The sequence below is a fragment of the Plantibacter sp. ME-Dv--P-122b genome (genome assembly GCF_030209375.1).
GTDB lineage: Bacteria > Actinomycetota > Actinomycetes > Actinomycetales > Microbacteriaceae > Plantibacter.
On record NZ_JARVSC010000002.1, the window covers coordinates 1 to 20,617 of the forward strand.

The window sequence follows — 20,617 nt, forward strand, 5'->3', positions numbered from 1 at the left end:
TCCGCGATGTCTTCTGGGGTGCCCCCGGCAGGATTCGAACCTGCGACCAAGAGATTAGAAGGCTCCTGCTCTATCCCCTGAGCTACGGAGGCGGGCGTCGTCCAGGATACCGCAGCGGTGTCTCAGGCGCCGACGCCGAGGAGGCCGAGGACGCCGAAGACGAGCGACAGGGCCGCCAGGACGAGGGCGATGCTGATGAGGATGACGTGGACGCGCAGGAACGTCGTCGCGCGTCCCTGATCGTCGCGGGCGCGCGGGTCGGCCACGATCCGCTTGAGGAAGCGGGGCCAGACGACGACGTTGTAGACACCGTTGACGAGCAGCAGGACGGAGAGGGCGATGATCACCGGTCAAGTCTACGGAACCGGTGGCGTCGGTCGTGCTGAGTAGACTCGTCCCATGAGCACAGCTGGGGACCGTCTGGTCTGGATCGACTGCGAGATGACCGGACTCGAGCTGGAGGTCGATGAACTCGTCGAGATCGCCGTCGTGATCACCGACTTCGAACTGAACATCCTCGACCCGGGTTACTCCGTCGTGATCAAGCCCGACCAGTCGGCACTCGACAACATGGGTGAGTTCGTGACGAACATGCACCGCACGTCGGGGCTGCTCGAGGAGATCCCGAACGGCGTGAGCGTCGCGGACGCCGAGTTCCAGGTCATCGAGTACATCCAGCGCTTCGTCCCCGACGAGTCGAAGGCGCCGCTGGCCGGGAACACCATCGGGACCGACCGAGGATTCCTCGCGCGGTACATGCCGCGGCTCGACGCCCACCTGCACTACCGCAACGTCGACGTCTCCTCCATCAAGGAACTCGCCCGTCGGTGGTACCCGCGGGTCTACTTCAACGCCCCGTCGAAGCACGGCGGACACCGCGCGCTGGCTGACATCCTCGAGTCGATCCGTGAGCTCGCCTATTACCGCGGAGCGTTGTTCGTCGACCTCCCCGGCCCGTCCTCCGACGACGCGAAGCAGGTTTCGGAAGCGGTCGTGTCACGGTACGCCCCAAACATGTAATAGACTCGTCCAGTCGCTTGTGACGCGGTCTCCGCGGAGCAGGTCGCATGGTGGGTATAGCTCAGTTGGCAGAGCGCCTGGTTGTGGTCCAGGAGGTCGCGGGTTCAAGCCCCGTTACTCACCCCATGTCGTACAGAAGCCGGAGGATCCCTCCGGCTTCTGTCGTATCCGGGGAGCGGGCATGTTGGAGCTGGACACCGAGGCGTTCGAAGCCCTCGTGGTGGACGAACTCGACCGGTTGCCCGACGAGATGGTCGACGGCCTCGACAACCTCGTCTTCGTCGTCGAGGACCGCCCTGAGAACGGCACCCTCGACACGCTCGGGCTGTACGACGGCGTCGCTCTGACGGAGCGAGACCGCTATGGCTTCGGCGAGATGCCCGACCGCATCATCGTCTACCGCGAGCCGCATCTTGCGGCGTGCGAGACGCTCGACGAGCTCGCCGACGAGATCCACACCACCCTGGTCCACGAGATCGCGCACTTCTACGGCATCGACGACGAGCGGCTGCACGAACTCGGTTGGGCCTGAGACGCGCTTCGCCCACTGGGCCGTGTTTCCGGTGTGTTGCAAGTGCCTCGGAGTTCCGGGTGCGCCTCCGGTGAGCGAGTAGCCTGGGGACATGCGCGAGATCCAGGCCCGCATCATTGCGGAACTCCATGTCAGCCCCACGATCGAACCGGCGGCCGAGGTCCGTTCCCGGATCGACTTCCTGAAGTCCTACCTGCGGGCGACGCACGCGAAGGGGTTTGTGCTCGGGATCAGCGGGGGGCAGGACTCGTCGCTAGCCGGACGCCTGTGCCAGCTCGCGGCGGAGGAGGTCCGAGCCGAGGGCGGCGAGGCCCGGTTCGTCGCCGTCCGTCTGCCGTACGCCGTGCAGCACGACGAGGACGACGCCCAGTTGGCGCTGTCCTTCATCCGCCCGGACGACTCCGTCGTGTTCAACATCCAGCGTGCGGTCGACGGGTTCGAAGCCGAGTACGCGGATGCGACCGGAGAACCCCTCAGCGACTTCGTCAAGGGCAATGCGAAGGCCCGGGCACGCATGGTCGCGCAGTACGCGATCGCCGGACAGCAGGGGCTCCTGGTGGTCGGGACGGACCACGCGGCCGAGGCGGTCACCGGCTTCTTCACGAAGTTCGGCGACGGCGGGGCCGACGTGCTCCCGCTCAGCGGCCTGACGAAGCGTCAGGGCCGATCGCTCCTGGAGTCGCTCGACGCTCCGGAGCGTCTGTACCTGAAGGCACCGACTGCCGATCTCCTCGACGGCACTCCCGGCCAGACCGATGAGGAGAACCTCGGGCTCAGCTACCAGCAGATCGACGACTTCCTCGAGGGGAACGAGATCGACCCGGTGGCGGCCGAGGCGATCGAGGCCCGATATGCGGCGACGGAGCACAAACGACAGGTCCCGGTCAGCAAGTTCGACACCTGGTGGCTCTGACCACGCACCCCTGATACGCAGACGGCGGCCCGATCAACCGATCGGGCCGCCGTCCGTCTGTGTGCGAGATCAGCTGACGCTGGACTGCTTGCGCTCGGCTTCCAGGACCGCGACGTCGTCGATGATGCGCTGTGTGGTGCTGGTGTTGATCGTGCCGCCCGTTGAGCGGGTGATGTCGCCGGGCCGTGAAGCCGGCGCGGTGGACGCGGGCTTCACGTCGGCGTACTGCTCGTGGTGCTGCTTGGCCACCCACGACTCCTGCTCCGCGACGAGCGCCTGTTCCGATCCCGTCGACTCGGCGCGCCAGCGACGGAGGTCGCCGTCGAAGTCCTTGCGAGCCCGTGCCGGCTTCTTCGACCACTCGACGAGGCGGTCGCGGAACTCCTCGACCACCGGGTCCAACTCGTACCCGAACGTCGCCGAGTTGCGCTTCATCTCGTGGAGCTGGTGGTTCGCCCAGTCCGCGGCGACCGCTGCTCCCTTGATCGGGCTGAGCCGCACGAGCGTGTCGGCCTGGGCGACTGCCCGATCGCTGAGCACCTGCTCCTGCGGGGTGAGCGAGTTCCAGACGCTGGCCTCGGTGGCGGCGTCGACGAGCGCCAGGATCGCGACGTTCTTCTGCTCTCGGTCGCGCTGGTCCACGATGGCTCGGAGCGCACGACGGCTTGCGCCGGCGGCGACGAGCGAGGACACCACGACGGCCACGATGAAGAGGGCCGCAGCGAACAGCATGGGGCGGACCTCAGCTGAGGTCACCCACTCTACGAAGTCATTCCACCACTGCATGGGCCGCAGACTACCCCTCGTTCGGGCGTGAACACGGGCGACGCACCGGGTTCGACGGGAACGGCGGGAGCGCCATTGCTCAGTTCCGGAACGCGTCGATGGCGACCGCGAGATCGCTGAAGCTCCCCAGCGGGGCGTACCCCAGGACGGCCGGCCGGAACCGGTTGGCACGGTACTCCGGAACGCCGTCCGCTCCGACGGCCTCGATGTTGCCGAGCACGCGGCCGTCGGGGGTCGTCACGCGCCAGTAGCCGGGACGGATGCTCAGGGCGTTGGGCATGGGACTCCTCGTGCGCTGGTGGGGCGGTGCCGGACTGGAGTGCCGGCTGGTACTCGTCAGCGTATGTGGGGCCACCGACATCGGCCCTGGTCGGAGCGGAGCGAGCGTCCTCCACAGCGAGGCGCGCGGTTGTGGAGATCGATGAGGGCCGTCCGTCTCGACTCGGGGTGCGCGGGATCGGTGAGGCTGGCAGTGCGTCCGGGGTGGCGATCGGCACGGACCCGCCCCGGACGTCTCGGCCATCCACCGCCAGGATCGTCGGACCGACAGGAGAGGAACCCATGAACGACCAGATCACCATCTGTGGACACGTCGCGACAGACCCCAAGCACCATCGCACGACCTCTGGGCTGGACATCACCAGTTTCCGTCTGGCCTCGCAGCAACGTCGGTACGACCAGAAGCAGGGCTCCTGGGTGGCGCAGGAGACGAACTGGTACACGGTGAGCGCCTTCCGCGGACTGGCGACCGCCTCCGCGGCGTCGCTGGTCAAAGGACAGCGCGTCATCGTGCTCGGCCGGTTGCGGGTCCGCGACTGGGAGCAGGGTGAGCGGCGGGGGACGTCGGTCGACATCGAAGCCGATCACATCGGGCCGGACATCGGCTGGCAACCGAAGGGGGCCGGCGAGTCGCCGGCCGGAGCGGGGGCGATCCCGGCGTCGGCCCCATCAGAGTCGACCGGATCCGGATCCGGATCTGGAACCGGGGAGTGGGCGTCGGCGCCGCCGCAGGACACGCCGTTCTGACGCGCCGCGTAGACTGCTCGACGTGCAGAAGAGCCTCCGCGATCGCCCCGTCTCAGCCGCCACCTCGATCCGTCGTCGCTCGTCGATCGCCGGCGTCCGGGTCGGCGTGGCGCTCGGCCTGCTCGGCATCGTCGTGACGGGTTGCACCCAGCCTGCTCCCGAGCCGACGACCACCCCGAGCCGGACGCCGACCGCGACCGAGACGGCTCCGGCGGCGCCGGTGCTGCTCCCCCAGGGCACCGCCACCGACAACCTGCCGTTCTTCGACGCCGTCAACGCCGCCACGCTCGCGGCGAACCCCGCCGCAGGCGGCCAGGCGATCATCGACGGTCTCGTCGCCGCCGGCTTCCCGAAGGCGGAGATGGAGGTCTCCTCGGACACGACCAGCATCGGCGAGCCGGCCGACTCGATCCAGTTCGCCATCCGGTGGCAAGGACAGTGCATCCTCGGGCAGAACGGGCCGGCGACGGGGTACCACTCGTCGGTGGTGTCGCAGCTCGACACCGGTCGATGCCTCATCGGGGTCACCCGCGCGATCGACTGGTAGGGCCGCCGAACACTCCCGGGCTGGTGAAAGGTGTGGGCATGCCATAACCTGACATTTCAGATATCGCCACCTTCTGGGTGGTTCGATCCGGAATCGAGGGCCCGCATGACCGCTAACCCATCACCTGGCGGGAAACCTGCCACCGAGAACATCTTCTTAGCCGACGAACGTCTCGCCGTCGTGCCAGCGACGCTGGCGCACACGCTCAAGCCTCGCCATCTGGCGTTGATCGCGCTCGGCGGCATGATCGGCGCCGGGCTCCTCGTGGCGTCGAGCACGGCGATCCTCGCGGCCGGGCCCGGCGTGATCCTCGCCTACGCGCTGGCCGGCGTGGTCGTGGTGCTCGTCATGCGCATGCTGGGGGAGATGGCCTCCGCCTCGCCCGAGACCGGGTCGTTCTCCGCCTACGCCTCGCGATTCATCGGTCCTTGGGCCGGTCTCGCGATCGGGTGGCTCTACTGGTGGTTCTGGGTCGTGGTCGTGGGCATCGAGGCGACGGCCGCAGCGCAGATCGTCAGCCAATGGGTCCCGGGTCTCCCGCAGTGGATCCCGGCGCTCGTGATCACCGTCGCGTTCCTCGCCGCCAACCTCGTCTCGGTGAAGTCGTTCGGTGAATTCGAGTTCTGGTTCTCCTCGATCAAGATCACGGCCGTGATCCTCTTCATCGCGCTCGGTTCACTCATCATCGTCGGCGTCATCCCGAGCGAGACGGCGACCGTCGCCAACCTCACTCCAACCGACGGGGGCTTCCTGCCGTTCGGTGTCGGCGGTGTCCTGGCTGCGCTGCTGCCGATCATCTTCTCGATGTTCGGTGCCGAGGTCGCCACGATCGCGGCAGGAGAATCGGTGGACCCGAAGGGCGCCGTCCGGAGGGCGGTGAACTCGGTCGTCTGGCGGATCCTGCTGTTCTACATCGGCTCGATCCTGGTCGTCCTCATCGTGGTGCCGTGGACGGAGATCACACCGGGCATCAGCCCCTTCGTCACCATGCTGCACGCCGCCGGGATCCCCGGTGCCGGGGTGGCGATGGACATCATCGTCTTCACCGCCCTGCTGTCGACGCTCAACGCGTCGCTGTACACGGCGTCGCGCATGCTGTTCTCGCTCGGGGGCCGCGGGGAGGCGCCGCGAGCGGTCCGCGCGACGACGCGACGCGGCACGCCGGCGGTCGCGATCCTGTGTTCGGCGGTCGTCGGGCTCGTGTGCGTCCTCTTGAACTACCTCGCACCGGACGAGGTCTTCACGTTCCTCGTCAACTCCACCGGCGCGATCGCGATCTTCGTGTGGATCGTGATCGCCGTGGCCCAACTGCGCAGCCGGCGGTTCGATCAGATCGCGACGTCGGAGAGCGGCGATCGCATCGGCGGGATCCGCATGTGGGGACACCCGTGGCTCACGATCGTGGTCGTCGTCGCGCTCGTCGTACTGCTGGTGTCGATGTTCTTCGGCGGACCCGCCCGGCTCCTCGAGGTCACGACGAGTTGCGCGATCGCGGCTGCGGCCGTCGTCGCGGGTGTCGTCGTGCAGCGCAAACGGAGGGTCCGCCCGTAGACTGGACGGCGACATGGCTGAATACATTTACTCGATGGTCCGCGCCCGCAAGGCGGTCGGCGACAAGCTCATCCTCGACGACGTGACGATGGCGTTCCTGCCCGGAGCGAAGATCGGCGTCGTCGGCCCGAACGGTGCCGGTAAGTCCACGATCCTGAAGATCATGGCGGGGATCGACACCCCCTCGAACGGCGAGGCGAAGCTCACGCCGGGCTTCAGCGTCGGCATCCTCATGCAGGAGCCGGAACTCGACGAGGACAAGACGGTGCTCGAGAACGTCCAGGAGGGCGTCGGCGAGATCAAGGGCAAGATCGACCGCTTCAACGAGATCTCGCTCGCGATGGCCGAGCCCGACGCCGACTTCGACGCCCTGCTCGCCGAGATGGGCGTGCTGCAGGAGGCGATCGACGCCGCTGACGCGTGGGACCTCGACTCGCAGCTGGAGCAGGCGATGGACGCCCTGCGCTGCCCGCCGTCCGACGCCACGGTCGCCCACCTCTCCGGTGGTGAGAAGCGTCGCGTCGCGCTCTGCAAGCTCCTGCTGCAGAAGCCCGACCTCCTGCTCCTCGACGAGCCCACCAACCACCTCGACGCGGAGAGCGTGCTCTGGCTGGAGCAGCACCTCGCGCAGTACGCGGGCGCCGTGCTCGCCGTCACCCACGACCGGTACTTCCTCGACCACGTCGCAGAGTGGATCTGTGAGGTCGACCGCGGTCGTCTGTACCCCTACGAGGGCAACTACTCGACCTACCTCGAGAAGAAGGGCGAACGTCTCAACGTCCAGGGCAAGAAGGACGCGAAGCTCGCCAAGCGCCTCGCGAGCGAACTCGAGTGGGTCCGCAGCAACGCGAAGGGCCGCCAGGCGAAGTCGAAGGCTCGTCTCGCTCGCTACGAGGAGATGGCGACGGAGGCCGAGCGCACCAGGAAGCTCGACTTCGAGGAGATCCAGATCCCGGCCGGTCCGCGACTCGGCTCGACGGTCCTCGAAGCCAAGAAGCTCGAGAAGGGCTTCGACGGACGTGTCCTCATCAACGACCTGTCCTTCAGCCTGCCTCGCAACGGCATCGTCGGCATCATCGGCCCGAACGGTGTCGGTAAGACCACGCTGTTCAAGACCATCGTCGGCATCGAGCCGCTCGACGCCGGCGAGCTCAAGGTCGGCGAGACCGTGAAGCTCTCGTACGTCGACCAGTCCCGTGGGGGGATCGACCCCAACAAGACGCTCTGGGAGGTCGTGTCCGAAGGGCTCGACTACATCCAGGTCGGCAACCAGGAGATCCCGTCCCGCGCCTACGTGTCGACCTTCGGGTTCAAGGGCCCGGACCAGCAGAAGAAGGCCGGCGTCCTCTCCGGTGGTGAGCGCAACCGACTGAACCTCGCGCTGACACTCAAGCAGGGCGGTAACCTCCTGCTGCTCGACGAACCGACCAACGACCTCGACGTCGAGACGCTCTCAAGCCTCGAGAACGCGCTGCTCGAGTTCCCGGGTTGTGCCGTGGTCATCACCCACGACCGGTGGTTCCTCGACCGCATCGCGACGCACATCCTGTCGTACGAGGGCACCGAGGAGAACCCGTCGAACTGGCACTGGTTCGAGGGCAACTTCGAGTCCTACGAAGAGGACAAGATCAAGCGCCTCGGACCGGATGCGGCGAAGCCGCACCGCTCCGCCTACCGCAAGCTCACGCGCGACTAACGCTCATGCGAACGGCCCATCGGCTTCTGCCGGTGGGCCGTCGTCCGTTCACGACCCGTACGTCCCCGACCCACGGAGGGCCCAGCAATGACCAGACTCCACGTGCCCATCCCATTGCGGTGGGGCGACCTCGACGCCTTCAACCACGTCAACAACGCCTCGATGCTCAAGCTGCTAGAGGAGGCGCGCGTCCGCGTCTTCTGGATCCCGACGCTGGCATCGGAGGACGTCCCGCCGACCGCGGTCATCGATGCGAGCCTCGAGGCCGAGACGCTGACGCTCGTGGCGCACCAGGAGATCGAGTACCTGGCCCCGATCCCGTACCAGCGCGATCCGCTCGACGTCCAGCTCTGGATGGGCAAGATCGGCGGAGCCAGCCTGCAGGTCGCGTACGAGGTCTACTCGCCGCTGGGCGGGGCATCGCAGACGCTGTACGCCCGAGCCTCCACGACAGTCGTCATGGTGGACGCCAAGACACTCAAGCCGCGCCGGATCTCGGACGTCGAACGTGCCGCGTGGGAGCCGTTCCTCGAGGATCCGATCGAGTTCTCGCGGCGCTGAGCGACGCCGGTCACCGAGGCGTCGGGAACCGCACCATGCCCTCCTGGGCGACGCTCGCGACGAGGTGACCCGCCCGATCGTAGATGCGCCCGAGGGACAGACCCCGTCCGCCGGTGGCGCTCGGGGAGTCCTGCAGGTAGAGCAGCCACTCGTCGACCCGCGCAGGGCGGTGCCACCACATGGCGTGGTCGAGACTGGCGATCTTGATGCCCGGGGTGGCCCACGGGACGCCATGACGACGGAGCACCGGCTCCAGGATCGTGTAGTCGCTCGCGTAGGCGAGCGCGGCACGGTGCAGCGCCGGGTCGTCGGGCAGGTCCTCGATCGTCTTGAACCACACCGCTTGCTGCGTGGTCCGCTCGCCCTCCACCCGGAGGTAGACGGGGGAGCCGACGTGTCGGAGGTCGAAGGGGCGTCCCGTCGCCCACGCCTCGGCCGCCGGGTGGTCGATCCCGCTGAGGAGCTCGGCGGCAGACGGGAGCGTCTCCGGGGCCGGGATTCCGTCGGGCAGCTCGATCTGGTGCTCCGGGCCCTCGTCCTGAGTCTGGAAGGACGCGATCATCGAGAGGATCGGCACCCCGTTCTGATAGGCCTGGGTGCGCCGGGTGGCGAAGGAGCGTCCGTCGTGGATGCGGTCGACCGCGAAGGTGATCGGCAGGTCGACGTCGCCTGGTCGGAGGAAGTAGCCGTGCATCGAGTGGATGATCCGCTCGGCGTCGACGGTCCGGGTCGCGGCGACGACCGACTGGGCGAGCACTTGCCCACCGAAGACCCGCCCCTGCGGCATCCATTGCGACGGACCGGTGAAGATGTCCTCGTCGGTCCGGACGCCGGGGGCACTGAGGTCCAGCGCGGTGAGCAGGGAGTGGATCGGTTCCTTCACGCGAACACGCCTTTCATCCGGGGGTCGAGGCTCGGTCGTCGATGCCCGACCTGACCCGCCGAGTCTATCCAGGCGCCGGCGGCGCGGTGCCGGCGCGCACGCGGTGGTGGCGTAGATTGAGAGGAGATGTCCACCACCTTGCAGCTCCTCGATGCCACCTCGCTCGCCGACCTCCGCACCTTCCTGGCACGCGCCGCCCGGATCGACGACTCCGGGGTGCGGCTCCTGGCCACGGGGGACGTCCTGGCGGTCTCCGCCCCGGTGCTGCACCCGCAGGGTCTGCTCGACCGGAGTCCGACGATCATCGGGATGCGTACCTTCGCACTCGCCGAACCCGCCACGGCCGACGTCCTCGCGACCCCGCGTGAACTCATCGACCGCATCGTCCGCACGCTCGGCGGCGTCGCTGCCGAGGACCTGGTCGCGGATGCCCGCGAGACCGTGCCGCTCGAGCTGCCGCCGTCCACGAGGACGGCCCCGTGGGTCGGACAGTCACCGCCCCGTGGCGGCTGGGAACGCGCGGGCGACGTGGACACCATCGAGCTCGAACTCGTCGCCAGGACGGGGGCCGCGGAGATCGCCGAGACGCTCCCCTCGGCCGTCGGCGATCAGATCGTCCAGAAGGTGCGGTCGCAGGTCTGGTCCCGACCCCTCGGCGACGGCCACGGACTCCCGACCGGTGCCGCGTTCGCCGCGGTCGGCCTCGGCTTCATCGCCGAGCCGGAGCGCGCGGCCGTCTTCCGCTCAGGCGGATGGGTGCGCTTGAGCACCCGACGCGGGCATGTGCTCGCGGGCGCCGTGTCCTGATCCTCAGCCGGCGGCCATCGCGCGGCCGGCGGTCCGACCGCTGAACAGACAGCCGCCGAGGAAGGTCCCCTCGAGCGCCCGGTACCCGTGGATCCCTCCACCGCCGAAACCTGCCGCCTCACCGGCGGCGTAGAGGCCGGGCACCGGCCTCCCGTCCGGGCCGAGGACCCGACTGGCGAGGTCGGTCTCCAGCCCGCCGAGGCTCTTGCGGGTCAGGACGTGCAGCTTCACCGCGATGAGCGGCCCGGCCTTCGGGTCGAGGAGCCGGTGCGGTGCGGCGACGCGGATGAGTTTGTCGCCCCGATAGGAGCGGGCACCGCGGAGCGCCGTGATCTGCAGGTCCTTCGTGAACGGGTTGTCGATCTCGCGATCGCGCGCCTCCACCTCGGCGATGACATTCGCCGCGTCGATCGGTGTCTCCGGGCTCAGCTCCTGCATGCCGGTGATCAGCTCGGTGAGCGTGTCGGCGACGACGAAGTCCGCGCCGTGCTCCTTGAACGCCTCGACCGGCCCGGGCGCTCCCGGACCGATGCGCTTCGCGAGCAGCCCGAGGTCCTTCCCGGTGAGGTCGGGGTTCTGCTCGCTCCCCGACAGCGCGAACTCCTTCTCGATGATCCGCTGGGTCAGCACGAACCAGCTGTGGTCGTGGCCGGTGGCACGCAGGTGCGCGAGGGTACCGAGCGTGTCGAAGCCCGGGAAGAGCGGTACCGGGAGCCGCTTCCCGGTCGCGTCGAACCAGAGCGACGACGGCCCAGGCAGGATCCTGATGCCGTGCTGCGGCCAGATCGGATCCCAGTTGGTGATGCCTTCGACGTAGTGCCACATCCGGTCGCCGTTGATGAGACGCCCACCCGCGCGCTCGCTGATCGCCAGCATGCGCCCGTCGACGTGCGCGGGGACACCGGAGAGCATGGTCGTCGGCGGCGTCCCGAGCCGGGCCGGCCACTGCTCGCGGACGAGGTCGTGGTTCCCTCCGATGCCACCGCTCGCGACGAGTACCGCGGGCGCCCTGCACGAGAACTCGCCGACGACCTCGCGCGAGCTCGGAGCCCCGCGCTCGGCATGCGACGGGGCGAGCACGGAGCCGCGTACGCCGACGACCGCGCCGTCCTCGGTGAGCAGTTCGTCCACGCGGTGCCGGAAGTGAGCCGACACCGTGCCGTCCTCGACGCCGGCGTTCACACGTCGGACGAAGGGCGCGACGACACCGGGTCCGGTGCCCCAGGTGATGTGGAAGCGGGGAACGGAGTTGCCGTGGCCGATGGCACCGTAGCCGCCCCGTTCCGCCCAGCCGACGACCGGGAAGAACCGCATGCCCTGCTCATGGAGCCAGGCGCGCTTCTCGCCCGCGGCGAAATCGAGGTACGCCTCTGCCCAGCGCTTGGGCCAGTGGTCCTCGGGACGGTCGAACGCCGCGGCACCGAACCAGTCCTGGGTCGCGAGCTCGAGTGAGTCACGGACGCCGAGGTGGCGCTGCTCGGGGGAGTCGACCAGGAACAGTCCGCCGAACGACCAGTGCGCCTGGCCACCGAGGTTCGACTCCGGCTCCTGTTCGAGCAAGATGACCCGCTTGCCGGCGTCGATGAGCTCTGCGGCGGCGACGAGCCCGGCCAGCCCGCTGCCGATCACGATCGCGTCGGCCTCGGTTCGATCGGCGGACGGGTTGGGAGGGACGGCTGCGGGCATCTGCTGACTCCTTCGGCACGGACGTGCGTCCGATCCTACGACCGTGCGGCCGGAATCAGAGGAGACTGCGGCGCGGTGCCCCTGGATCCTCGTCGAAGGTGTTGACCATGGCGTGGGCAGCCCGCTCGAGGTAGTCCCAGAGCGTCGCCTCGTGCACCGGCGCGAGGTCGAGGCTGTCGACCGCGGCGCGCATGTGCAGCAGCCAGCGGTCGCGCGCGTCGGGGTTCACGTGGAAGGGCTGGTGTCGGAGCCGGAGACGCGGGTGGCCGCGTTGGGCGCTGTAGGTGCCTGGCCCGCCCCAGTACTGCTCGAGGAAGAGCATCAGCCGGTCGGCTGCCGGACCGAGGTCCTCCTCGGGGTACATCGGTTTCAGGACGGGGTCGCCGGCCACGCCGCGGTAGAACTCGTCGACGAGGGCCTTGAACGTGGCGTGTCCGCCGACCTGCTCGTAGAAGGACATGCCTGGTGCCTGGGAGTCGGTCACTGCTGCCCTCTCGGGGGTCGCTTGGTCTTCGGCGCCCGCGGCGGGACCACCGTGGTCGGGTGGGTGCGCGGGGGACGCGAGCCGGTCACGCTCGCGGCACCCTCGAACCCCGAGAGGACGATGCTGTTGAGCGACGGCAGCTTGACGTCCATCTCGTCGACGGCCCGCTTCAACCGCATCCGCAGTTCGCGGGCCACGTCGTCCTTGGCGCTCGTGCGCGTCTTGATGACCAGGCGGATGACGAGGGCGTCGCCCGAGATCGACTCGAGACCCCACAACTCGGGCTTCTCGAGGATGCGGGAGCGCCACTTGGGGTCGTGGGCGAGTTCGTTCGCCGTGTCGAGCATGCGCTCCTGGACGGCCTCGACATCGGTGTCGTAGGGGATCGCCAGGTCGATGATGACCCGCGACCACCCCTGCGACATGTTGCCGACGCGCAGGATCTCGCCGTTGCGGACGAACCAGAGCGTGCCGTTGACGTCGCGCACCTGGGTGATCCGGATGCCGACGGTCTCGACGACGCCGGTGGCGGGCCCGAGGTCGACCACGTCGCCCACACCCAGCTGGTCCTCGACCACCATGAACAGGCCGTTGAGGATGTCCTTGACGATGTTCTGCGCGCCGAAACCGAGACCGGCACCGACCGCTGCCGTCAGCAGGGCGAAGGAGCCGATGATGCTCGAATCGATGACGTTCACGACGAGGATGGCGGCGACGATGACGATGGTGACGTTGACGATGTTGCTGAGCACGGTGCCGAGGGTCCGCGTGCGTTGGACGAGTCGGACGGCGGCGAGTGGCGAGGCGAGCAGCGATTGCGTGTCGGTGACGTCGGCGCTCTTCTTGACGCCACTCACGATGCGGCCGACGACGCGTCGGATGACGAATCGGAGTACCCATGCGGCGGCGAACGCCAGGCCGATCACGACCACCACGCCGATGACCTTCCACCCCGCCGTCCAGAGGAAGGCGGTCACGTCAGGCCAGATCTCATCCCAGTTCATATGGGCCTCAGTGTATCGAGCGACCCGGGGTGAAGCGTGTGAGCCGCCCGAGCGCGAGCCGGACGGTGGTTGCGTGGCCGGTCATGGACGCACGAGTCCGTGCTTGTAGGCGAAGATGACCGCCTGTACGCGGTCGCGCAGGTGCAGCTTCATGAGCACGCGACCGACGTGCGTCTTCACCGTCGACTCGGAGAGGACGAAGTGGGCGGCGATCTCCGCATTGCTCAGCCCCTCCGCCATGGCGACGAGGATGTCGTGCTCTCGCGGTGTGAGCTCGGCGAGTGCTGCGGCCGAGCCCTCCTCGGCGACTGCAGGCGTGCCGGGGAGTGCCGTCGCGAAGAGTTCGAGCATCCGCTTCGTGACGCGGGTCGAGACGGCGGCGTCGCCGGCGTGGACCGCGCGGATCGCGGACGTCAGCTCGTTGGGGAGGGCGTCCTTCAGGAGGAAGCCGCTCGCGCCGGCCCGCAGTGCTCCGAAGGCGTACTCGTCGAGGTCGAAGGTCGTCAGGATGATGATGCGGCTGTCGGGGTTCGCGGCGACGATCCGCCGGGTCGCCTCGATGCCGTCGAGCCCCGGCATCCGGACGTCCATGAGGATCACGTCGGGGCGCAGGGTGGCGGCCAGGTCGATCGCCTCGGCACCGTTCGAGGCCTCACCGACCACGTCCAGATCGTCCTCCGCGCCGAGCACGAGGCCGAATCCGAGCCGGATGAGCTGTTGGTCGTCGACGAGCAGGATGCGGACGGGATCGGTCATGGTGTGGTTCCTCGTGGTTCGGTGGTCGGCGGGGACGTTCTCGACGGGTGTGGTTCCAGGGGGAGGACGGCATGGACGCGCCACAGACGGTCGCCGACGGCTCCGGCGGTGACCCGACCCCCTTGGAACGCGACGCGTTCGCGGAGGCCCAGCAACCCCTGGCCGGCGCCGAGCGATGGCGCGTCCGGAATGGACCCATCGTTCTCGACGATGAGCTCGAGGTGCTCGTCGTCGGTGGTGATGACGACGTCGACGCGCTTCGGTCGCTCCGAGTACCGCAGCGCGTTCGTGAGTGCCTCCTGCGTGATCCGGTGCACGGCGAGCAGGATCGACGGGTCGTCCGTCGACGGCCCCGAGACGGTGAGTGCGACCGGCAGGCCGAGCCCGCGGAAGGTCTCGACGAGCGCGGGGATCGACGCGGCGTCGGGTTGCGGCGCGAGGGGTGCGCTGCCGGTCTCGCGGAGGACGCCCAGCATGCGTCGCATGTCGACGAGGGAGCCCCGGGCGGCGTCGGTGACGGCGGACATGGCGGACCGTGACGCCGCCGGGTCCTTCGTCGCCAGGGCCCCCTCGCTCAGCGCGACGATCACGGTGAGACTGTGGGAGACGATGTCGTGCATCTCGCGGGCGATGCGGGTCCGCTCGGCGACGGCGGCGAGCTGGGCCTGCTGGTCGCGCTCGCGGGCCAGCTGCGCCGCCCGATCGACGAGGGCTTCGACGTACCGCTTGCGATTACCGACGTTGATCCCGATCAGCAGCCCGAACAGCGCGAAGAGGACCACCGAGATGATCGTCTGCTGCGGCTCTCCCTGCTCATGTGGTGCGGCCCAGGGCAGGAACGGGGCGAGGACGGCGACCACCGCGGCGGTGGCGAACGCCTGCCACCCGAGTGCGACGCTCCGGTAGACGGCCACCGAGTAGAGGAGGACCGGCACCGCGAACGCGTCGACGCCCACCGTCTGTGCGACCGAGACGAGCCCGACGGCGATGACGAGCACGGTCATCGCGAGCGGGCGCCGTCGCCTGAGCAGGACGGCGAGTGTCGTGATGCCCACGATCGCGACGGCGAGCGCGATGCGGCCGGGCTGGGCCGCCAGGTCGACGTCGAACCACTCGACGGTGCTGACCGAGAGCGCGACGAGGAGGTATCCGGCGGCGATGAGCGAGTCGGCGGTCCACGGATGTCTCGACCACCAGCGTCGGACGACCCCGGGTGGGCGCGGGAGCATCAGGGCGGCCTCAGTCGCGGCCCGGTCCCGGTCGGAGGAGGGCTTCCGAGCGGTCACGACGAGGACGACCCTGAGGGTCGGTCGTCGTTCGCTGGGCCGCGCATCCCTCCAGGATACGGAGAACCCCTCCACAGCGGGTCGTGCCGTGGAGGGGTTCTTGCCAGAGGATCCTGGTACCGGAGTGCTATCCGGCCGAGTGGATCACGCGGCGTCCCGTGCCTGTGCCGCGAGTGCCCGCTCGACCCCGGCGAGGGCTTCGACGAGCATGCGTCGGAGTGCGGGGACGTCGGGATTGGCGTCCAACCACGCGCGGGTGCGGTCGCGGAGCTCGGTGGAGGCGAGCGCCGCCGGGTAGAGCCCCTCGACGATGTACTCGGCGATCTTGTAGCTGCGCGACTCCCAGACCGTCGTGAGCGTGGCGAAGTACGGCTCGACGAGTGGCTGCAGGACGGCCGGGTCGATGACGTGCCCGAACCCGAGACCGACGTTCCGGACGATCGCGTTCGGCTGGTCGTCGTGCTCGACGACCGAGTCGAACGCTGCACGCTTGCCCTCGACGGTGGGGATCGTCGCCCGTGCGCGAGCGGCCGCCTGCGCACCGTTCGCCGTGTTGTCCTCGGCGAGCGCCGCATCGATGTCCGAACCGTCCGCGAGACCGAGGAGGACCAGGCCCTCGAGGAGTTCCCAGCGGAGGTCGGTGTCGATCTCCAGACCCGGGAGCGCAGCGGAGCCGTCGCGCAGCGCACGCAGGTGCTCGCCGTGCTCAGGGGTCGAGGCGAGGGCGGCGAAGAACTTCACGAACTGGAACTGCGCATCGGAGCCGGCCTCCGCCTCCTGCGCCAGCGTCCAGAGCGCGTCGCCGACCCGCGAGATGGTCGCCAGGCGGCGTTCCGGAGCGACGTAGTTGCGCGCGGCCAGACCGAGCTGGCCGAGCGTGGTGCGCAGGGTCGTCGACTCGGTCTCCGTGGCGATGTTGCCGAGGACGAGCTCCACGTAGTCGGAGGCGCTCGACTCGGCGTCGCGGGTCGCGTCCCAGGCAGCGCCCCAGACCAGCGAGCGTGCGAGCGGGTCCTCGATCGAGGCGAGGTGGCCGATCGCCGTCGCGAGCGACCGCTCGTCGAGGCGGATCTTCGCGTAGGCGAGGTCGTCGTCGTTCAGCAGCACCAGGTCGGGCTGCGTCTCACCGACGAGCTCCGGCACCTCGGTGAGCGCCCCGTCGACGTCGAGTTCGACGCGCTCCGTGCGGACGAGCTTGCCGTCCTGCAGCCGGTACAGGCCGATGGCGAGGCGGTGCGGGCGCAGCGTGTCGTAGTCCGCGGGGACCGTCTGCCGGACGGTGAACGCGGTGAACGCGCCGTCGGCGTCGACCGTGAACTCCGGGCTCAACGTGCCGACCCCCGCGGTCTCGAGCCACAGCTTCGACCACTCGCGGAGGTCGCGGCCGCTCGTCGCCTCGAGCTCGACGAGCAGGTCGTCCAGCACGGTGTTGCCGAACTCGTGCTTCCGGAAGTAGTTGCCGACGCCGGCGAAGAACGCCTCGATGCCCACCCAGGCGGCGAGCTGCTTCAGGACGGAGCCACCCTTGGCGTAGGTGATGCCGTCGAAGTTGACCTGGACGTCCTCGAGGTCGTTGATGGTCGCGACGATGGGGTGCGTCGACGGCAGCTGGTCCTGGCGGTACGCCCAGGTCTTCTCCATCGCGTTGAACGTCGTCCAGGCCTCGGTCCACTCGGTGGCCTCAGCGGTGGCGATCGTCGAAGCCCATTCGGCGAACGACTCGTTCAACCACAGGTCGTTCCACCACTTCATGGTGACGAGGTCGCCGAACCACATGTGGGCGAGCTCGTGCAGGATCGTGACGACCCGGCGCTCCTTGATCGCGTCGGTCACCTTCGAGCGGAACACGTAGGTCTCGGTAAAGGTCACCGCGCCGGCGTTCTCCATCGCACCCGCGTTGAACTCGGGGACGAAGAGCTGGTCGTACTTCTCGAACGGGTACGGGTACGCGAACTTCTCCTCGTAGTAGGCGAAGCCCTGGCGCGTCTTCTCGAAGATGTAGTCGGCGTCGAGGTACTCCGCCAGGCTCTTCCTCGCGAAGACACCCAGCGGGATGGTCCGGCCGTCGCTCGACGTGAGCTCGCTGCGCACCACGTCGTACGGGCCGGCCACGATGGCCGTGATGTAGGAGGAGATGCGCTGCGTCGGCGCGAAGCTCCAAGTCGCCGCGCCGTCGTGCGCCGGTACCGGCTCAGGCGTGGGGGAGTTGCTGACGACCTGCCAGGCTTCGGGCGCCGTGATCGTGAAGGTGAACGACGCCTTCAGATCGGGCTGCTCGAAGACCGCGAACACCCGACGGGAGTCCGGCACCTCGAACTGGCTGTACAGGTACACCTCACCGTCGACGGGGTCGACGAAGCGGTGGAGGCCCTCACCGGTGTTGGTGTACTCGGCGTCCGCGTCGACGACGAGCACGTTCTCCGCAGCGAGGCCGTCGAGCTGGATGCGAACGCCGTCGGAGACGGTCGACGGGTCGAGCTCGACGCCGTTCAGCGAGACGGAGTGGACGGTGCGCGTCATGGCGTCGATGAAGGTCGAGGCACCCGGTTCACCGGTGAAGCGCACCGTCGTGGTGCTGCGGAACACCTCGGGACCGGTCGTGAGGTCGAGCACGACCTCGTAGCTCGACGTGTCGACGAGCGCCCTGCGCTCCTGGGCTTCGACTCGGGTGAGGTTCTCTCCTGGCACAACTGCTCCCTGGTGTTGATGGACACGTGACGTGTGAACTGCACGTGGTCGCTCGTGACGACCGCGGCACGGTCAACCAGCCTAGACCCGCCGTCCGTCCGTTTCGGGGGAGTCGACGGTGATCGGCGCGTAGGGTGACGACATGACGACTACCGCTGCAGACACCACCCGCGTCGACTTCTGGTTCGACCCCTCCTGCCCATGGGCCTGGATGACCTCGCGTTGGGTCGACGAGGTCACCGACGCCCGGAACCTCGACGTCCACTGGCACATCATGAGCCTCGCCGTCCTCAACGAGGACCAGGACGTCAGCGACGAGTACCGGGCCTTCTTCCCCCGGGCGCTCCGATACACACGGCTCGTCGCCGCTGCCGCAGCCGAACACGGACAATCGGTCGTCAAGCCCCTCTACGACGCGCTCGGAACGCGGATCCACCCCGGCGGACGCGCGGAGGACGTCGACGCCATGATCGCCGAAGCCCTCGCCGAGACCGGGCTCCCGGCGGCGCTCGCCGAAGCGTCGACGACGGACACCTACGACGGGCCCATGCGCGAGAGCCACTTCGACGGCATCGGACGGGTCGGTCAGGACGTCGGCACCCCCGTCATCGCGATCGACGACGTGGCGTTCTTCGGACCCGTCATCTCGCCGGCGCCGAAGGGCGAGCAGGCGCTCGCACTGTGGGACGGTGTCGTCGCCGCTGCCGCCTACCCGGGCTTCTTCGAGCTGAAGCGCAGCCGCACGGCGGACCCGATCTTCGACTGACGCGGCGCCGGCGCCCGGAACCCTAGACTTTCCCCATGCGCATCCACATCGCCACCGATCACGCCGGTCTCGAGCTCAGTCAGTTCCTGCAGGACCACCTGCGCGCAGCCGGTCACGACGTCGTGGACCACGGCCCGGCCGAGTACGACGCGTTGGACGACTACCCGGCGTTCTGCATCAACGCGGCGAAGGCCGTCGTGCGCGACCAGCAGGCCGGTGTGGACGCCCTCGGCGTGGTGTTCGGCGGCTCGGGCAACGGCGAGCAGATCGCTGCGAACAAGGTCGTCGGTGTCCGCGCGGCGCTCGTCTGGAACCTCAGCACGGCGCAGCTGGCTCGGCAGCACAACGACGCCAACGTCATCTCGATCGGTGCGCGTCAGCACAGCACCGACGAGGCGGTGTCCTTCATCGACGCGTTCATCGCCGAGCCGTTCAGCCTCGAGGAACGTCACGCCCGTCGGATCGCCCAGCTCGCCGAGTTCGAGGCGACCGGCACCATCGCCGGCAAGCACGTCGACGCCTGACGCGTCCTCCACCGCCACCGCGCGGCGCGCCGGATCGCGCCCCCACCGAGTGAGGAGTCACCATGCCCGAGGGGCACTCCGTCCATCGCATCGCCCGACAGTTCGCTCAGAACTTCGTCGGACACCGGGTCGCCGTGTCGTCCCCCCAGGGGCGCTTCGCCGAGGGTGCCGCCGTGCTCGACGGCCGGACGGTCACCGACGCCAAGGCCGTGGGCAAGCAGATGTTCCTCGAGTTCGACGACGGACTGTGGCTGCGGGTGCACCTCGGGCTGTACGGCGCATGGGACTTCGCCGGTGAGATCCGCTCGGACCCGACCATCGCCGCCTCGAACGGTCGCATGGGGCAGACGAACCAGCGCGGCACGGTGCTCGACGACGACGATGCGCCGATCCACGATGCGGACGGGGAGAACTCCCTGCACAGCATCGGTGCACCGCGCCGGGCCCGGGTCCGGATGTCCGAGCAGTCGAGTCCACTCGCCGAGATCGACGAGCGGTTCCCACCCGAACCGGTGGGTCAGGTGCGCGTGCGGCTGTTGACCGAGACGACCGTGGCGGATCTCCGCGGGCCGACCGCCTGCGAGGTGATCGACGCCGGCGGGGTGCAGGCCGTCATCGATCGGCTCGGACCGGATCCACTGCTCGACCCGAGCGTGGAAGCGGGGGAGCGGTTCGTGTCGCGTGCGCACCGCAAGGGTTCCCCGATCGGTCTGCTCCTCATGGATCAGCAGATCATCAGCGGGATCGGCAACGTCTACCGCGCCGAGCTCCTGTTCCGCGCCCGTCTCGATCCGCACCGCACCGGGAAGACGGTCCCCGTCGAGACGCTTCGCGAGATCTGGCTCGACTGGACGCGGTTGCTCGCGATCGGGGTCGAGACCGGACAGATGATGACGATGGACGACCTGTCGGCGGCCGACTATCGCCTCGCGATGGCCAACCGCGCCGATCGCCACTGGGTCTACAAGCGGGAGGGACTGCCGTGCCGGGTCTGCGGGACGAACATCCTCCTCGAGGAGATGGGCGCCCGCAAGCTGTACTGGTGCCCGAACTGTCAGCGCTGAACCGAACCCGCCTGCCCAACCGACGAGGACCGATGTG

The 20,617-nt window shown here is 68.8% G+C and carries 22 protein-coding genes and 2 tRNA genes; 13 read left to right on the top strand and 11 right to left on the bottom strand.

Going from position 1 to position 20,617, the window contains the following annotated elements; translation table 11 throughout:
- Window positions 1-19: 19 nt before the first annotated feature.
- Together QRN19_RS03455 and QRN19_RS03460 are read right to left on the bottom strand one after the other, a co-directional pair.
- Window positions 20-92, bottom strand: a tRNA-Arg gene (locus QRN19_RS03455).
- Window positions 93-122: 30 nt separating this feature from the next.
- The gene (locus tag QRN19_RS03460; RefSeq protein WP_285025273.1) at window positions 123-347 is read right to left on the bottom strand and encodes an SCO4848 family membrane protein; all 225 of its coding nucleotides are present in this window, start codon (window positions 345-347) and stop codon (window positions 123-125) included.
- Between the two features lie 52 nt (window positions 348-399).
- Here QRN19_RS03460 and orn point away from each other — a divergent pair, with 52 nt between their 5' ends.
- The 4 genes from orn (at window position 400) to nadE (ending at window position 2,465) form a co-directional block, all read left to right on the top strand.
- Window positions 400-1,020, top strand: coding sequence for an oligoribonuclease (gene orn, locus QRN19_RS03465; protein WP_064295132.1), 621 nt, complete (start codon window positions 400-402; stop codon window positions 1,018-1,020).
- Window positions 1,021-1,070: 50 nt separating this feature from the next.
- Window positions 1,071-1,146: transfer RNA gene (locus QRN19_RS03470), tRNA-His, on the top strand.
- A 55-nt stretch (window positions 1,147-1,201) separates the two neighbouring features.
- Entirely contained in the window at window positions 1,202-1,552 is a 351-nt protein-coding gene (locus QRN19_RS03475; RefSeq protein WP_079705689.1) for a metallopeptidase family protein, read from the top strand.
- A 91-nt stretch (window positions 1,553-1,643) separates the two neighbouring features.
- On the top strand, window positions 1,644-2,465 hold the full coding sequence (gene nadE / locus QRN19_RS03480) for an NAD(+) synthase (protein ID WP_285025276.1): 822 nt from the start codon (window positions 1,644-1,646) through the stop codon (window positions 2,463-2,465).
- A 69-nt stretch (window positions 2,466-2,534) separates the two neighbouring features.
- Here nadE and QRN19_RS03485 read toward each other — a convergent pair whose 3' ends face one another.
- Window positions 2,535-3,251 (bottom strand): hypothetical protein, encoded by a 717-nt coding sequence (locus QRN19_RS03485; protein WP_285025277.1) that lies wholly within the window; start codon window positions 3,249-3,251, stop codon window positions 2,535-2,537.
- A 79-nt stretch (window positions 3,252-3,330) separates the two neighbouring features.
- Window positions 3,331-3,531, bottom strand: coding sequence for a hypothetical protein (locus QRN19_RS03490; protein ID WP_064295136.1), 201 nt, complete (start codon window positions 3,529-3,531; stop codon window positions 3,331-3,333).
- Between the two features lie 281 nt (window positions 3,532-3,812).
- Here QRN19_RS03490 and QRN19_RS03495 point away from each other — a divergent pair, with 281 nt between their 5' ends.
- The 5 genes from QRN19_RS03495 (at window position 3,813) to QRN19_RS03515 (ending at window position 8,632) form a co-directional block, all read left to right on the top strand.
- Window positions 3,813-4,277 (top strand): single-stranded DNA-binding protein, encoded by a 465-nt coding sequence (locus tag QRN19_RS03495; protein ID WP_285025280.1) that lies wholly within the window; start codon window positions 3,813-3,815, stop codon window positions 4,275-4,277.
- A gap of 22 nt (window positions 4,278-4,299) precedes the next feature.
- Window positions 4,300-4,824 (top strand): DUF6993 domain-containing protein, encoded by a 525-nt coding sequence (locus QRN19_RS03500; RefSeq protein WP_285025281.1) that lies wholly within the window; start codon window positions 4,300-4,302, stop codon window positions 4,822-4,824.
- Window positions 4,825-4,929: 105 nt separating this feature from the next.
- On the top strand, window positions 4,930-6,375 hold the full coding sequence (locus QRN19_RS03505) for an amino acid permease (RefSeq protein ID WP_285025282.1): 1,446 nt from the start codon (window positions 4,930-4,932) through the stop codon (window positions 6,373-6,375).
- Window positions 6,376-6,388: 13 nt separating this feature from the next.
- The gene (ettA, locus tag QRN19_RS03510) at window positions 6,389-8,071 is read left to right on the top strand and encodes an energy-dependent translational throttle protein EttA (RefSeq protein WP_285025283.1); all 1,683 of its coding nucleotides are present in this window, start codon (window positions 6,389-6,391) and stop codon (window positions 8,069-8,071) included.
- 87 nt (window positions 8,072-8,158) lie between these two features.
- On the top strand, window positions 8,159-8,632 hold the full coding sequence (locus tag QRN19_RS03515; RefSeq protein WP_064295138.1) for an acyl-CoA thioesterase: 474 nt from the start codon (window positions 8,159-8,161) through the stop codon (window positions 8,630-8,632).
- 10 nt (window positions 8,633-8,642) lie between these two features.
- On the opposite strand, the gene QRN19_RS03520 is transcribed toward QRN19_RS03515, so the two are convergent.
- Complete coding sequence (locus QRN19_RS03520; protein WP_285025285.1) at window positions 8,643-9,515, bottom strand: acyl-CoA thioesterase; 873 nt, start codon at window positions 9,513-9,515, stop codon at window positions 8,643-8,645.
- Window positions 9,516-9,641: 126 nt separating this feature from the next.
- Here QRN19_RS03520 and QRN19_RS03525 point away from each other — a divergent pair, with 126 nt between their 5' ends.
- A complete protein-coding gene (locus QRN19_RS03525; protein WP_285025287.1) occupies window positions 9,642-10,322 on the top strand; it encodes a DUF8185 domain-containing protein in 681 nt (226 codons plus the stop codon).
- Between the two features lie 3 nt (window positions 10,323-10,325).
- Here the strand turns inward: QRN19_RS03525 and QRN19_RS03530 are convergent, their stop codons facing one another.
- The 6 genes from QRN19_RS03530 to pepN all read right to left on the bottom strand — a co-directional run bounded on the left by QRN19_RS03530 (window position 10,326) and on the right by pepN (window position 18,226).
- Window positions 10,326-12,008 carry an FAD-binding dehydrogenase gene (locus QRN19_RS03530; protein WP_285025288.1) on the bottom strand — a complete coding sequence of 561 codons (1,683 nt, stop codon included), beginning with the start codon at window positions 12,006-12,008 and terminating at the stop codon, window positions 10,326-10,328.
- A 55-nt stretch (window positions 12,009-12,063) separates the two neighbouring features.
- The gene (locus tag QRN19_RS03535; RefSeq protein WP_285025557.1) at window positions 12,064-12,468 is read right to left on the bottom strand and encodes a globin; all 405 of its coding nucleotides are present in this window, start codon (window positions 12,466-12,468) and stop codon (window positions 12,064-12,066) included.
- A gap of 20 nt (window positions 12,469-12,488) precedes the next feature.
- On the bottom strand, window positions 12,489-13,496 hold the full coding sequence (locus QRN19_RS03540) for a mechanosensitive ion channel family protein (RefSeq protein ID WP_285025289.1): 1,008 nt from the start codon (window positions 13,494-13,496) through the stop codon (window positions 12,489-12,491).
- A gap of 81 nt (window positions 13,497-13,577) precedes the next feature.
- On the bottom strand, window positions 13,578-14,252 hold the full coding sequence (locus QRN19_RS03545; RefSeq protein ID WP_285025290.1) for a response regulator: 675 nt from the start codon (window positions 14,250-14,252) through the stop codon (window positions 13,578-13,580).
- Window positions 14,249-15,481, bottom strand: a complete 1,233-nt coding sequence (locus QRN19_RS03550) for a sensor histidine kinase (protein WP_285025291.1) — start codon at window positions 15,479-15,481, stop codon at window positions 14,249-14,251. The genes QRN19_RS03545 and QRN19_RS03550 overlap by 4 nt, the downstream gene beginning before the upstream one ends.
- A gap of 201 nt (window positions 15,482-15,682) precedes the next feature.
- Window positions 15,683-18,226: an aminopeptidase N gene (pepN, locus tag QRN19_RS03555; RefSeq protein ID WP_285025292.1), complete on the bottom strand. Its 2,544-nt coding sequence runs from the start codon at window positions 18,224-18,226 to the stop codon at window positions 15,683-15,685.
- 142 nt (window positions 18,227-18,368) lie between these two features.
- Between pepN and QRN19_RS03560 the strand changes: the two genes are divergently transcribed.
- The 3 genes from QRN19_RS03560 (at window position 18,369) to QRN19_RS03570 (ending at window position 20,580) form a co-directional block, all read left to right on the top strand.
- A complete protein-coding gene (locus QRN19_RS03560; RefSeq protein ID WP_285025293.1) occupies window positions 18,369-18,992 on the top strand; it encodes a mycothiol-dependent nitroreductase Rv2466c family protein in 624 nt (207 codons plus the stop codon).
- Window positions 18,993-19,027: 35 nt separating this feature from the next.
- Entirely contained in the window at window positions 19,028-19,516 is a 489-nt protein-coding gene (locus QRN19_RS03565) for a ribose-5-phosphate isomerase (RefSeq protein ID WP_085510673.1), read from the top strand.
- A 62-nt stretch (window positions 19,517-19,578) separates the two neighbouring features.
- Complete coding sequence (locus QRN19_RS03570) at window positions 19,579-20,580, top strand: Fpg/Nei family DNA glycosylase (protein ID WP_285025297.1); 1,002 nt, start codon at window positions 19,579-19,581, stop codon at window positions 20,578-20,580.
- Window positions 20,581-20,617: the final 37 nt, after the last annotated feature.